Origin of the sequence: Actinacidiphila yanglinensis, from assembly GCF_900107965.1 — a bacterium.
In the GTDB taxonomy this organism is placed as follows: Bacteria; Actinomycetota; Actinomycetes; order Streptomycetales; family Streptomycetaceae; genus Actinacidiphila; species Actinacidiphila yanglinensis.
Genome location: NZ_FNVU01000010.1, coordinates 122,620 through 136,303, shown reverse-complemented (window position 1 = coordinate 136,303; position 13,684 = coordinate 122,620). Strand labels below are relative to the sequence as shown.

Below are 13,684 nucleotides of genomic sequence, written 5' to 3'. Positions count from 1 at the left end.
CACCATGCCGTTGCAGATCAGGGCCACCGACGCGGGTCACCCCGCCGACCTTCTCGACCTGCCGTGGAACCTGCCCCTCGAACAGTGGCCGGAGGAGTCGCTGGTCGCCCTGCCGCGCGGCATCTCACGGCACGTGGTGCGCTTCGCCCGGGCCGGCGGGGAGGTCGTGGCGGTCAAGGAGGTCAGCGAGTGGGCCGCCGACCGCGAGTACGAACTCCTGCGCGACCTCGACCGGTTGGCGATCCCCGCGGTCGACCCGATCGCGGTGGTCACCGGCCGGGAGGCGGCCGACGGCACCCCGCTGGAGCCCGCGCTGATCACCCGCCACCTGGACGGGTCGCTGCCCTACCGGTCGATGTTCGAGACCACGATGCGGCCCGGCACGGTCAGCCGGCTGCTCGACGCGCTGGCCGTGCTGCTGGTGCGGCTGCACCTGGTCGGGTTCGCGTGGGGCGACTGCTCGCTGTCCAACACCCTCTTCCGCCGCGACGCCGGCGCCTACGCCGCCTACCTGGTCGACGCCGAGACCGGCCAGATCCAGCCGCGGCTCAGCGCCGGCCAGCGCGACTACGACATCGACCTGGCCCGGGTGAACATCGCCGGCGAGCTGATGGACCTGGAGGCCGGCGGCTCGCTGCACCCCTCCGTGGACCCGGTGACCTTCGCCGAGGCGATCTGCTCCCGCTACACCGACCTGTGGCACGAGCTGACCCGGGAGTCGGTCTACCCGGCGGCCAAACGGCACTACATCGACCGCCGCATACGCCGGCTCAACGACCTCGGCTTCGACGTCGCCGAGATGCAGATCAAGCGCTCGCCCGGCGGCGACACCGTCACCTTCCTGCCGAAGGTGGTCGACGCGGGCCACCACCAGCGCCAGTTGCTGCGGCTGACCGGACTGGACACCGAGGAGAACCAGGCGCGCAGCCTGCTCAACGACCTCGAACAATGGATGACCACCCAGGACGACTACGACCCGGGCGACCCGCTCGGCGCCCGGCCCGAGGTGCTGGCGCACCGCTGGGTCCGCCAGGTCTTCCGCCCGGCCGTCCGCATGGTGCCGCGCGAGCTGCGCGGGAGGATGGACCCCGCGCAGCTCTACCACGAACTCCTGGAACACCGCTGGTACCTGTCGGAGCACGCCCAGCGCGACGTCGGCCTGGAGGCCACCGTCGAGAGCTACCTGCGGGACGTGCTGCCGCTCGTCCCGGACCCGTCGGCCCTGGTGTCCGAGGAGGAGTGAGCCCGGCCGTACGTCCCCTCCCCGCGCCGGTGGCGCGCAGGGGAACAACCGGCCGGCGGCGGTGATTGACCCGGGAGCACAGCGACACCCGACGTACCGGAGGAAACGCACCGTGGATCTCGAACTGACCGGACGCCGCGCCCTTGTCACCGGCGCCAGCCGCGGCATCGGGCTGGCCACCGCCAGGATCCTGGCCGCCGAGGGCGCCGACGTGGCGCTGGTCGCGCGCGGCGCGGACGCGCTCGCCGAGGCGGTCGCGGCGGTGACCGCGCACGCCGGCCCGGGCCGGACGGTGGTCGGCCTGCCCGCCGACACCGGCGACGACGCCTCCGTGGCCGCGCTCGCCGAGGAGGCGGTCCGCGCGCTGGGCGGAGTCGACATCCTGGTCAACGCCGCGGCCACGCCGAGCACGGGCAGCTTCCCCGAGGACGCGCTGGAGGACGAGTTCAACGTCAAGGTGCGCGGCTACCTGCGCACCGCCCGGGCCTTCGCGCCGGGCATGGCCGAGCGCGGCTGGGGCCGGATCATCAACGTCAGCGGGCTCGCCGCACGCCAGACCGGTTCGGTGGTCGGCTCGGTGCGCAACGTGGCGGTGGCCGCGCTGAGCAAGAACCTCGCGGACGAACTCGGCCCGCAGGGCGTGAACGTGGTGGTGGTGCACCCGGCGCTGACCCGTACCGAGGGCACCCCGCGGACCCTGGCCGCGATGGCGACCCACCGGGGCGTCGGCGTCGAGGACGTGGAGCGCGCGGCCGCGGAGGGGATCTCGATCGGGCGGCTCGTCACGGCCGAGGAGGTCGCGTCCGTCATCGCGTTCCTGGCCAGCCCGAAGAGCGTCGCACTCAACGGCGACCCGGTGGTGGCCAGCGGCGGGGTGCGCGGCTCGATCTTCTACTGACACGTCGGTCGTTCGGGTGATGATCTGATGAGCCGTTGGTTCAGTTGGTCCATCAGCTCGGGCGGGGCCGGGAGCGGCATTCCTACGGTGGAGCGTGCCTTCGCCTGCCCCGCTGCCCGAGTCCCGTCCCACCGCCGCCGACGCCACGCCCGGAAACCTTCCACCGAACCTTCCGCCCGATCGCCCGGTTGACCGTCCGAGCGAACGGCCGCCCGACCGCCCGGTTGACCGGCCGGGCCCGCGCTCCGGCTCCCGTGGCCCCGCCACCCACCGCCCCCGCTCCGGCTCCCGCTCCGACGCGAGTTCCTCGGCCCGGCCCGGCCGGCGACCACGGCACCCCGGCCGGGGCCCGGCCCGCGGCTCCGATCGCCCCTTGCGACTGGCCGGCCTCGACGGGCTGCGCGCGCTCGCGGTCGCGGCCGTCATCGCCTACCACGTGGACCCGTCCTGGCTGCCCGGCGGCTACCTCGGGGTCGACGTCTTCTTCGGTATCAGCGGCTTCCTGATCACCCATCTGCTCGTGGCCGAGCACCGTCGGAACGGCCGGATCGGGCTCGGCGGGTTCTGGCGGCGCCGCGCGCTGCGGCTGCTGCCCGAGCTGCTGCTGGTCCTGACCGCCTGCGCGCTGGTCGGCCGGCTCGCCGCGGGCCGCGGCACCGGCATCGGCGACGGCCTGCGGGACGACACACTGGCGTCGCTGGCCTTCGCCAACAACTGGTGGCAGATCCACCAAGGCGCGGACTACTTCCACCACTTCGGCAGCCCGCCGCTGCTCCAGCACCTGTGGTCGCTGAGCGTCGAGGAGCAGTTCTACCTGGCCTGGCCGCTGCTGCTGGCCGCCCTCCTCCCGCTCGCGCGCGGCCGCCGGGCGCGAGCGGCCGTCACGGCGGTGCTCGCGGTGCTCGCCGCCGGGGGCGCCGCCGCGTCGCTGTGGCGGATGCACGCGCTCGGCCCCGGTGCCGCGGGCGGCTCGCGGGCGTACTTCGGCACCGATTCGCACTGCGGCGCGCTGCTGGCGGGCTGCGCGGCGGCGCTGGCCCTGCCCGCGCTGACCCGGGCGGCGGCCCGGCTGCCCCGGCGCGGGCGGGCCGCCGTACGCACCGCGCTCGCGGTCCTGACCGCCTTCGCGGTGCTCGGCCCGGGCAACGGTGTGATGTACGGGTGGGGCTTCGCGGTGGTCGCCGCCGCCACCGCGGTGGTGTGCGCGGGCTGCGCGGCCGGCGCGGCACCGCGGTTGCTGGACACCGCCCCGTTCCGGCTGCTCGGCCGGCACTCCTACGGCCTGTACCTGTGGCACTGGCCGGTCGTCGTCACCGTCAACACGCTGTGGCCGGAGACCACCGCGACGGTGCGGGCGGTGGAACTCCTGGCGCCGCTGCCGCTGGCCGTGGCCGGACAGCGGCTGGTGCAGCGCCCGGTCGCGGCGGCCCTGCGGCGGCGCCGGGCCGCTCCGGAGATGCCCGAGGCAACGGATGCGCCGGCGGCCGTTGCCGCCGTCCCGGACCGGCGGCGGCAACGGCAACGGCAACGGCAACGGCAACGGAGCCTCCTGCCGGTCCTGGCCGGCGCCGCCGTGCTCGCGGCATTTGCGGTACTGGTCAGCCCCGCGTCGGCACCGAGCGCGCTGCAACGCCAGTTGCGGGCCGGCGCGGCGTACGAGGCGACGCTCGCCGGGAAGGGCGGCGACGCCCATGGGGCGCCGCACGGCGCGTCCGCGACGCCGGCCGATCCCGGCGCGTCCCCGGCCGCGCCGCGAACGCCCGCCGCTGGCGGTGTCGACGGCAGCGACATCACGATGATCGGCGACTCGATCACGCTGGGCTCCGCGCAGGACCTGCACCGGGTGCTGCCCGGCATCGACCTCCACGCCGAGGTCGGCCGGATGATGGAGCAGGCGCCGGGCATCTGCGCCCAACTCCTGGCCGAGCACCGGCTGCGCGGCACCGTGGTGCTGGCGCTCGGCACGAATGCGACGTTCGACGCCTGGGACGTGGACCGGGTCCGCGCCGTGGTCGGCGACCGCCGGATCGTACTCACCACCGTGCGCGGCCCGTTCCCGTGGCAGGACAGCGTCAACACCGCGGTGCGCGACTACCACAGCCGGCACCCCGAGGTACTGCTCGACGACTGGTACACCACCGTCGCCTCCCACCTGGACCTACTGTGGATCGACCACATCCACCCGCGCGGGGGCGCCGGCACCTCCCTGTTCGCCACCAGCCTCGCCGACACCCTGGCCACTGGCGGCACCTGACGGAGGACCACTCAGCGGGGGTGGGCCGGATGCCTGGCGCCGGGCCGAGCGCGCCGCCGCGCCTCATGGCAGGGACGGACTCAGCGCAGGCAGATGCCGAGCAGGCAGGGCGTGTGGCTCGACGGGGAAGTGCCGGGCTTCGAGGGGGCGGTGCCGGTGGGTGTGGCGGACCGCGGGGCGGAGGTGACGGTGCTGGGCGTGGTGACGCTGCCGGCTGCCGTGGTGCCAGGCACCTGGGGCGAGGGGGCGACGGAGGAGGCGGGCACGTCGGAACCGCCGGTCGCCGTCGGGGACGCGGCGGAGGCCGGGGGACGCGCGGACGAACCCGGGAGGGAGGGCGAAGTGGCGGCGCCGGTCCCCGGCGCCGACGTGCCCAGCGACGAGGAGCCGTCCGGGACGGACGCGGCGGGCGGGGTCGAGGACGGGCCCGCGGATATCACCGCGGCGGCTATCGCACCGCCGACCAGGGCGAACGCCGCGGCGACGCCGGCCCGCCGGCGGTTCCTGCGGCGGCGCTCGGCGGCGAACTCCGCGTCGGTGGCGGTGTCCACGGTCGCGACGGTTTCCCCAACGGCGGCTTCGGGGACGGCCGCTTGCCCCGGCACGGGCTCCTCCTCCGCCGGGGGGAGGGCGAGCTTTCCGGCCGGCGCGGGCTTTTCGGGCGGGGTGGCGCCGCCGATCGCGCCCGGCTCGCCGACGTCAACGTCCTCGGCGGCGCCCGTGACTTCGCCGGGCTCGGCGGGCTCGGCGGGCTCGGCGGGCTCGGCTGCTTTCGCGGACGGCTGCGGCTCCTCGGACGCCGCGGCCGTCTCGCCGTCCGGTCCGGCCGCCTCGGCCGCCGCCGTGTCCACGGCCTCCGGCTCCGCCGAACTCTCCGAGCCGATCGTGATCCGCAGGGGCGGCGCGGCGGCGCGCCGCGCGGGTTCGGCCGCGTCCTCCGGTTCCGCCGCGTCCTGCGGTTCCGCGGCGGCGTCCACGTCATCGTCCACCCGAGGCGGCTGGGCCGCCGCTCGCCCGGCCGGGCCGTGCGGGTCGATGTCGGGTGCGTAGGCGCCGCAACCCGGGCACATGAACGCCCCGTTGAGGGTACGGCGGCAGGTGGAGCAGTAGTCCATCCGCGGGTTTTTCGGGTCCGTCGCGCGACCCGGCCGCGTCGGCGATGTGCTCATCGACCCCGTGCCTCTCCCCGGACTCCCGTTTCCCATGGGGCGCAAGGCTAGTTCACGTTTCGGCCGTGGCGTGTGCGGGGGCGGCTGCCCGACCCCGGCGGAACCGCTTCCCGTACGGGCCGTGTTCGGCCGCTCACGGCCGACGGTCCCCGCGGTCGGGGTCCGCTTCCCGCCGCTCCGGCAGCGAGCGGCCGAGGCGGGCGAGCGGGGAGCAGGCCAGGTAGATCGGGGAGAGGGTCAGCGCGGCGGCGGCCGCCAGCAGCGCCGGACGCAGCCCGCACCACGCGGCCAGCCCGCCGCCGAGCAGCGAGCCGAGCGGGCCCAGGCCCATCCCCACCATGTTGAGCGTCGCCACGACGCGGCCCTGGAGGTGTACCGGGGTGACGGCCTGCCGGATGGCGTTGGCGGACACGTCGACGAGCTGGCTGAAGGTGCCGTAGAGGAAGTTGACCGCCATCAGCACGCAGATCGTCGCGGCGCCCGAGCCGTGCAGCGCGGGCACGCACAGCATCACGCCGTCGGCGAGCGCGGCCGCGCCGACCAGCACCACGCCGTATCCGAACCGGGCCGGGAGCCGCGCGGACAGCGCCGACCCGACCAGGGCGCCCGGGCCGGTCGCGGCCAGCACCAGGCCGACCGCGCCGCCCGGCAGGTGCAGCGCGCGCGGCAGGAACAGCAGGTAGACCGTCATCAGCGCGGCGAAGGAGAACTGGAAGAAGGCCGAGGCCGTACCGACCGCCCGCAGCGCCGGGTCCCCGGCGACCAGCCGCAGTCCCTCCCGGATCTGCTCCGCCATGCGCATGCCGCGCCCCGACTGCCCTGCCGCGCCTCCCGGTTCCGGCTCGGCGCGCCGGATGCGGCCGATCGACAGCGCGGACAGGACGTGGAAGAGCACGCAGCCCGCGACGGCGAGTGGCGCGGTCAGCAGCGAGACCAGCCCGCCGCCGAGCGCGGGCCCGCCGATCTGCGCGGCGGACCGGGTGCCTTCGAGCGCGCTGTTGCCCTGAGCCAGCCGGTCGTGCGCCACGAGCCGTACCAGGGTGGCGTGGTAGGCCACGTCGAAGCACACCGACAGGAACCCGGAGAGGAACGCGACGCCCAGCAGCAGGGGCATGCCGAGGACGCCGAGGAGGAACGCGATCGGGACCCCGGCCAGGACCGCGGCCCGGCCGAGGTCGGCGACGACCAGGAAGCGGCGGGACCGGCGGCGGTCCACCCACGCGCCGACCAGGAGCGAGAAGAGCAGGATCGGTGCCTGCTCGACCGCGCGCAGCACGCCGAGCCGGCCCGGCCCGCAGTGCAGGGCCACGACGGCGAGCAGCGGCAGGACGGTCCGGGTGGCCTGCTCGCCGAGTTGGGAGGCGGTCTCCCCCGCCCAGAACCAGCGGAAGTCGCGGTCCTGCCACAGTCCGGGCTCGGCGGACCGGCGCGAACGTTCCAGCCCAACCTTGCTGGAGGGGACGGGAGTTGCCGGAATGGTCGCCGGTCGGGTCACCGGTGGACGGGAGGAGGAGGGGGAAGGGTCGGACGGCACAGGTGCCCCTGGGAAAAGCGGAAGGCGGCGCCGGGAACCGGGCGCGGGGAGACCACGCGCCGGGAACCGGGTAGGGAAAGGCTCGCTGTGCCGCTCTTCGACCTCAGGGGCAGCACGCGATGACGGGTCGGACTCGACCTACGGCGTCAACGCGCGCGGTGGTGACCGGGCACCTCAACTCTCCTTCTCCTGAACCTGCTTCCGCATGTCGCGCGCGAGGGGCGGGCCCCTGCGCGGGCGACGGCGCCTCAGCGTACCCGGGGCGGCCGTCGACGCCGTAGCGATTTACGGCCTGGGGCTCACCGAGCGTGGCGGGCCCTGCCGGAGGCGGGTCGCTCCACCACGGCCGGGCACGGCGGGCCGAGGATGCGCCCCATGGTCACCCAGAACTTCGCCGCCGCCTTCATCACGTTCTTCTCCGTCGTGGGCCCGCCCAAGGTGCTGCTCTCCTTCGCGCACCTGGCACGGTTGCACGACCGCGGCCGGCTGCGGCTGATCGCACTGGTGTCCTCGGCGCTGGCGATCGCGGTCGGCATGCTCGCCGGTTTCACCGCGCCGTGGCTGCTGAAGCTCTTCCACATCTCCCCGCCCGCGCTCCAACTCGCGGGCGGGGCCATCTTCTTCATCTACGCCGTCGGCCTCGTGCTCGGCATCCCGCTCGGCTCCGACGGGACGCCGGATGACGACCTCGACGTGATGAACGGCATCAGGGAGCTGCTGATGCCGTTCGTGGTCAGCCCGCTGGCGCTGACCGCGATCCTCATCGAGGCCTCCGAGCGCGACTCGTGGAGCTGGCGCGGCACCGTCGTCGGCGCGTACGACACCGTGATCCTGTTCGACCTCGCCTGCGTGCTCGTCCTCGCGCCGCTCCTGCGCAGGACCCACCACACGACCATCGAACTCCTCGGCCGGCTGCTCGGCCTGCTGCTGGCCGCGGTCGGCGTCGACCTGGTCCTCGACGGCCTCGCGGCACTGGGCGTGCCGGTACTGGGCCGCGGCGGCCACTGAACGGGCGCGAGCAGGGGCCGAGCCGCTGCCGGCGGGATCACTCCTCCGGCATCCCGGCGTAGGCGCGCATCGCCTCGCGCTGGTGGGGCAGCCCCCACCCGCGGACGATCGCGCAGAAGTTCACCCACCTCCAGGTCTCCGTGCCCAGCGAGCCGAGCGTGCGGATCAGCCGCTGCTGCTGCTCCGCCAGCTCGCCGAACTCGGGGAGGCCGTCCGCGATCGGCTCTCCGAAGGCCAGACGTAGCGCCGCCCCGGCAATCGGGAAGCTGCCCGGCCCGGAGGTCGCCGACAGGCCATCCGTCACGGCATCGAGGGCTTCCTTCCGGAACCGGACAGCCAGCAGGGTGAGCGAAGTTGCGGCGTACCCCCGCAGATCACCCTCGTGGAACAGGACCCGGGGCCCGGGCGGCTCCGCCTCGACGGCCGCCAGCTCCGCGAACACCTCGGCGCTCACGGCGCCCTCCGCGCCCGTGGCGCCCAACCGGGCCAAGGCGGTCGCCGCGGCCCACCGTACGAGCGGTTCCCCGGCCGTGAGGAACGACGCCAACCGCTCCACCAGCGGGGCATCTCCCAGGAGCCCGACGGCCACCAACACGGTGGCCACCACCGCCGGCTCCACCTCACCGTCGAGCGCGCCCAGCAGCCGCGGCAGCGAGTCCGCGGCCTCCTCGGGGAACCACGCGAGCAGGTAGGCGGTCGCGGCACGTACGGTCGGATCGCCGTCGCCCAGCAACGCGGACAGGGCGGGAAGCCGGCCCCGCACCGCGTCGTAGGCTCCCAGTTCGGCCTCCGCGGCCGCCAGTTGCGCCTCGTGGTCGAACGTCGCACGCCGCATCTCGCGCACGCGGCGCTCGCCCTCGTCGGTCGCCGCCTCCACCCAGGCGTCGAACTCAGCGCGGATGTCCTGCGGTTGCCGGCACCGGAATTCCGCCAGCTCGCGCCGCCAACCCGCGATGTCCGGGCCGAGGGGCAGATGGGCCTCGTCGTAGCCGATGGCGAGCGCCGCCAGCAGTTCCAGATACTCGTGTCGGTCGGGCAGCGAGACGTCCGCCGCCATACGGGCCAGGAAGGGCACCGCCGCGGCCGAGGCCGGGAAGCGGCTGCCCTGGTGGAAGATGTTGCCGTACAACGCATGCAGTGCCGTGCGGCGTGCCTCGACGTCTTCGGCACACAGGGCGCGCAGTTGCCCGGGGACGTCGTCGGCGGGCCCGTACGCGTGCTCCAGTTCCGCCCAGTCGATCGCGTCCAGACCGGCCAGGGATGTGTTGATCTCCGTCACGTTCCGCAATGTCCCACGCGGCACTGACAACCGGCCCGGCTCACGGCACCGCGAGCCCCCGCGACGCCGCCCGAAGAACCAACGGCCCACCGTCCGGGCCCGGGCCGGACCGCTGAACTCCTGCGACCGTGCGGGCCGCTGTCAGTGGGGTGTGTCAGAGTCTGCGGATGCTCGAGATCGTGGTGAAGACGGAGAACGCGGAGCGGCATGTCCTCGTGTCCGCCGAGGACTTGGCCGAACTGGTCCGGCGCATCGGCGGTGACGGTGACCGGTTCCTGGTCGTCCAGCGGAAACCCGACCTGCCGGACGTCTTCGCCCAGGTGTGGCACGAGTCCGGCGGCGACTACACGCTGGAGCATCGCGACGGCGCCGCCGACCGCCACTTCCAGACGGCAGTCGACGACCCGAACGCCGTGATCGCGGCCATGACCGGCTGGGCCGCCCACACGTCCGGTTGGGACAGCAACCTGACCTGGTCACTGGTCGCCATGGCTCCCGCCGGTGACGTGCCACCACTCGACCTCGACGAAAGCGACCGCCAAGAGCTGGAGAAGCGCGTCCGCCGGACATTGGTCGGCGGCTACGCCTCCCGCGCCGAACTGGCCGAGCTCGCCGAGGACTACCTCGTCACCGAGGACCGCCGGCCGGTCTCCCGCGAACAGGCCGCCGCACTCGCCGACCGGATGTGGCGGGAGCGCGTCGCGGAACAGGCCACGTGGCAGGGCGAGACCGACCCCGAACGGCTGACCCGCGCGTTCACCGCCCTGCAGCAGACCGGTATCACCGCCCGCGAGAACTTCACCTGCTGTCGCAGCTGCGGCCAGGCGGAGATCGGCGGCGAAGCCCACGCCGACGACCGCGGCTTCGTCTACTTCCACACGCAGAGCACGGATTCCGCCGCGGCCGACCACGGACTGACGCTGCACTACGGCGGCTTCGACGGCTCGCCCGAGACCACCACAGCCATCGGCCACGAGGTCGTGGCCGCCCTCGAAGCGGTCGGCCTCCGCGTCGAATGGAACCACGATCCCAACCGGGCCCTGACCGTCACCCCGCTGGACTGGCGCCGCCGCCTCGTCGGATAAGGATCCTCCGCGGAACGTCCGGGAGAGCACCGCCATCGCCGCCCCGGCCACGCGTACGCGGAAGCCGAGGACGACGGATGGCCCGCACATGGCCCTGCACCCGGCTACCAGGGCCGGCTCATTCCTGCTGCTCCCGCTGCTCCTGGGCGAGCAGGTCGAAGGCGACCGCCCCGTCGAGCGACTCGCGGATGATGTCGGCGTGGCCGGCGTGCCGGGCCTGCTCCTCGATCAGGTGCAGCAGGATCCAACGGGCGCTGCGCTTCCCGTCCTTCGGGAACCAGGGGGCCTCCGGGAGCGCGACGGCCACGTCGAGATCGGGCAGTTCGGCGATCGCCGCGCGGGTCGCCCGGCCCACCTCCTCGAGTTCGGCGAGCACCCCGGCGAGGGTCTCCCCCGGCAGCAGCTGGAACTCCGCGGCCCAGTCGTCGGACTGCCGTGCCCCGCTCCCGGGCCGGCCCATCAGGATCTCCTGGATCCAGCCCTGCTCGCAGTGCGCCGCGTGCTTGACGAGCCCGCCCAGCGCCATCGTGCTCGCACTCGGGTGCGCGGCCGCCTGCTGGTCCGTCAGCCCGCGCACCGCCCGCCGCAGCCCGCCGCGCTGCGCGTCCAGGAAGGCCAGCAGGGCGTCCCGCTCGTCGGTCTCCGCGTTCACCAGGCTCGGCATGGTGCCACCTCTTCCCTATCCGTCTCGGTTCCGTCCGTCGCGACACTTCGACTCTAGGAAGCGATGCGGTCAGGTTCGGTCCGCGAGGGCAGGACGGACATGCGGCGGTGCCGGTACGGCGCGGAGGCCCGTACGGAACCGTTCAGCGCGGGCGGTCCGTGCGGTGGAACCCGCCCTCCAGGATGCGGGGGGGGCGAGGCCGCCGCGGTCCGCGACCGGGCTGCCGTCCTCCTCCGCCGCGCCGGCCCGCCCCCGCACCCGCCATGCACCCGCCAACAGCGCGACGTTCAGGGCGTGTTGTCCGGCGCGTGGTGGTGCCCGTGATACCGGTGGGGCTAGGGTCGTGCCAGCCCGAGCCCGCCACCGCGGAACCGCGCACGTGGCCGGGGTCGGTCCGCCGAGCCGCGATCCGACCACCCTGGGGGTTCCGTTGAACACCACCGCACTGCGCCGCCGCAGCACCGCGCTGCTGATCGCCACCGCCGCCGCCACCGCGCTGGGCTCCGCGACCGCCCACGCCGACGACTCCCCCGGCGGCTGGGTGCAGTCGGGCAGTTCGACGGTGAGCTCGCTCACCGGCGGCGAGGGCATCGCCACCCGGGCGGACGGCTCGCTGCTGACCCGGGGCCTGGGCTCGGTGCCGCTGCGGCTGCGGGTGCAGGGCTGGAACCACGTCGGGGACCCGGACATCTCCGGCGGCTACGTCTTCGACGACTACCAGGGCGGCGACGACGCCACCTCCAAGCTCTTCGAGGTCACCACGCCGGCCGGGAAGACGTACGACTACACCCACCCGCTGGACTCCGGCGAACTGCTCAACAACTCCTTCGCCGCGGTCTCCCCGGACTCCCAGTGGCTGGTGGCCGGCGAGTGGAACACCGTCAACCGGCTCCAGGTCTTCCCCGCGCCGCTGACCAACCCCAGCACCCCGAGCACCGGCGGCACCCTCGCCCAGGCCGGGCAGATCACCCTCGACCACAGCGTCGAGGACATCCAGGGCTGCGACTTCGTCTCCGCCACCCGCCTGGTCTGCGCCTCCGACGACGCCGCGAAGGACGTCATCCAGGTCGACCTGCCGCACGCGCTGGACGGCACGCCGGTCACCGGGCAGGTCAGCACGCTGTTCCAGGTCCCGCAGAGCAGCATCTGCTCGGGCACCTTCGAGAGCGAGGGCGTCGACTACGACCCGTCCGCCAAGGTGCTCCGGGTGGAGATCGTGCCGCCGAGCGTCTGCGAGGTCACCACGACGGTCTACTCCTACCGTCCGACCACCGGCTGAGCGCTCGCGCCGGGCGCGGGACCGCCCCGGTCACCGCCGGGTTCGCCCTGCCGGGCGGGGTCGAGCAGCACCCGGCCGCCGATCTCGATGCTGCCGTCGGCGCCGGGCGCGCAGAGGATCTGCGCGCCCGGCGACTCGCTGACGTTCAGGGCCCGTTGCAGGTGGTGGGCGAGCAGGAGCGCGCCCGCACCGGTGGCACCGGAGGCCGCCCCGCGTTCGGCGCCGACGACCCGGCCGGCCGCCTCGTCGGACCAGGCCCACGCGTAGCAGCGCTCCTCGTCGCGGAGGGCCGCCGGGTCCTCGACCTCCGCCGCGTCCGCGTACTGGCGCAGCGCGCGCGGCCGGGCCCAGCCGGCCTGCACGGTGACCCAGCCGAACTCCCCGTCGTGCCGGGCGAACACCTCGCCCACCGAGGGGATCTCCAGGATCTCCAGGTCCAGCAGCCAGGCCGCCGCGATCAGCACGTGCGGGGCCAGCTCCGCGTCCTGGCCGGCGATCCGGCCGGGCCGGTGCACGTCGATCGCGCCGCGCTCCGGGTCGTCCACGAACACGGTGTGCGGGCTGTCCAGCCGTACGGCCAGATCCTGGCGCGAGCGGTGGTCGGGGAAGTGCCGCCCGTCGCGCACGACGGCGACCGCGCTGCCGTGGCGGCGGTCGGGGCCGCACAGCACGGTCAGCCGGTCGACGCTGATACGGGCGGGGCGCACGCCAGCATTCAACCAGGCCGGGCCGCGACCCGGTCACCGGGCATGTCGCCTGGCACGCGGCGCGCGGGAGCGGGACAGTGGACCGCATGACGCGGACGGCGGAACGGGACCCGGCGGCGATGCTGGCGGTGGCGGTCCAGGAGGCGCGGGCCGGGCTCGCCGAGGGCGGGATCCCGATCGGCGCGGCACTGTTCGGCCCGGAGGGCGACCTGCTCGGCAACGGCCGCAACCGCCGTGTGCAGGACGGCGATCCGTCGGCGCACGCCGAGACCTCGGCGTTCCGCGCGGCGGGTCGGCTGCGCGGCTACGGGCGCACCACCATGGTCACCACGCTCTCGCCGTGCTGGTACTGCTCCGGCCTGGTACGGCAGTTCGGCATCGGCCACGTGCTGATCGGCGAGGCGCGCACCTTCCTCGGGGGCCACCGGTGGCTCACCCGGCACGGCGTGCGGGTGAGCGTGCTGGACGACGCCGAATGCGTCGCGCTGATGCGGGACTTCGTGGAGGCGCGCCCCGACCTGTGGTCGGAGGACATCGGCCGGTGACCCCGCCGGGCCGCCGCGT

The 13,684-nt window shown here is 74.6% G+C and carries 12 protein-coding genes; 7 read left to right on the top strand and 5 right to left on the bottom strand.

The genetic code is table 11. The annotated features are described in order from the left end of the window. The first annotated feature begins 4 nt into the window (after positions 1-4). The 3 genes from C4U44_RS23175 (at position 5) to C4U44_RS23165 (ending at position 4,395) form a co-directional block, all read left to right on the top strand. Positions 5-1,243 carry a DUF4032 domain-containing protein gene (locus C4U44_RS23175; protein WP_103887895.1) on the top strand — a complete coding sequence of 413 codons (1,239 nt, stop codon included), beginning with the start codon at positions 5-7 and terminating at the stop codon, positions 1,241-1,243. Positions 1,244-1,355: 112 nt separating this feature from the next. After that, positions 1,356-2,141 (top strand): SDR family NAD(P)-dependent oxidoreductase, encoded by a 786-nt coding sequence (locus tag C4U44_RS23170; RefSeq protein WP_103887894.1) that lies wholly within the window; start codon positions 1,356-1,358, stop codon positions 2,139-2,141. A gap of 373 nt (positions 2,142-2,514) precedes the next feature. Next, positions 2,515-4,395 (top strand): acyltransferase family protein, encoded by a 1,881-nt coding sequence (locus C4U44_RS23165; protein WP_146088321.1) that lies wholly within the window; start codon positions 2,515-2,517, stop codon positions 4,393-4,395. Between the two features lie 80 nt (positions 4,396-4,475). Here the strand turns inward: C4U44_RS23165 and C4U44_RS23160 are convergent, their stop codons facing one another. Next, positions 4,476-5,510, bottom strand: coding sequence for an SCO2400 family protein (locus tag C4U44_RS23160; protein WP_103887892.1), 1,035 nt, complete (start codon positions 5,508-5,510; stop codon positions 4,476-4,478). A 187-nt stretch (positions 5,511-5,697) separates the two neighbouring features. Then, positions 5,698-7,041, bottom strand: coding sequence for an MFS transporter (locus C4U44_RS23155; protein WP_407642877.1), 1,344 nt, complete (start codon positions 7,039-7,041; stop codon positions 5,698-5,700). Positions 7,042-7,473: 432 nt separating this feature from the next. On the opposite strand from C4U44_RS23155, the gene C4U44_RS23150 reads away from it, so the two are divergent. Further along, positions 7,474-8,106 carry a MarC family protein gene (locus C4U44_RS23150; protein ID WP_103887891.1) on the top strand — a complete coding sequence of 211 codons (633 nt, stop codon included), beginning with the start codon at positions 7,474-7,476 and terminating at the stop codon, positions 8,104-8,106. 37 nt (positions 8,107-8,143) lie between these two features. Here C4U44_RS23150 and C4U44_RS23145 read toward each other — a convergent pair whose 3' ends face one another. Beyond that, positions 8,144-9,385 carry a hypothetical protein gene (locus C4U44_RS23145; protein WP_200823362.1) on the bottom strand — a complete coding sequence of 414 codons (1,242 nt, stop codon included), beginning with the start codon at positions 9,383-9,385 and terminating at the stop codon, positions 8,144-8,146. 167 nt (positions 9,386-9,552) lie between these two features. Between C4U44_RS23145 and C4U44_RS23140 the strand changes: the two genes are divergently transcribed. Further along, complete coding sequence (locus C4U44_RS23140; protein WP_103887889.1) at positions 9,553-10,470, top strand: DUF6891 domain-containing protein; 918 nt, start codon at positions 9,553-9,555, stop codon at positions 10,468-10,470. 118 nt (positions 10,471-10,588) lie between these two features. Here the strand turns inward: C4U44_RS23140 and C4U44_RS23135 are convergent, their stop codons facing one another. Beyond that, complete coding sequence (locus C4U44_RS23135) at positions 10,589-11,134, bottom strand: DinB family protein (protein ID WP_103887888.1); 546 nt, start codon at positions 11,132-11,134, stop codon at positions 10,589-10,591. 430 nt (positions 11,135-11,564) lie between these two features. On the opposite strand from C4U44_RS23135, the gene C4U44_RS23130 reads away from it, so the two are divergent. Next, on the top strand, positions 11,565-12,413 hold the full coding sequence (locus C4U44_RS23130) for a hypothetical protein (protein ID WP_235032287.1): 849 nt from the start codon (positions 11,565-11,567) through the stop codon (positions 12,411-12,413). On the opposite strand, the gene C4U44_RS23125 is transcribed toward C4U44_RS23130, so the two are convergent. Next, complete coding sequence (locus tag C4U44_RS23125; RefSeq protein ID WP_235032286.1) at positions 12,392-13,120, bottom strand: PhzF family phenazine biosynthesis protein; 729 nt, start codon at positions 13,118-13,120, stop codon at positions 12,392-12,394. The two genes, C4U44_RS23130 and C4U44_RS23125, sit on opposite strands and share 22 nt — an antisense overlap. 86 nt (positions 13,121-13,206) lie before the next feature. On the opposite strand from C4U44_RS23125, the gene C4U44_RS23120 reads away from it, so the two are divergent. Next, on the top strand, positions 13,207-13,665 hold the full coding sequence (locus C4U44_RS23120) for a nucleoside deaminase (RefSeq protein ID WP_235032285.1): 459 nt from the start codon (positions 13,207-13,209) through the stop codon (positions 13,663-13,665). Positions 13,666-13,684: the final 19 nt, after the last annotated feature.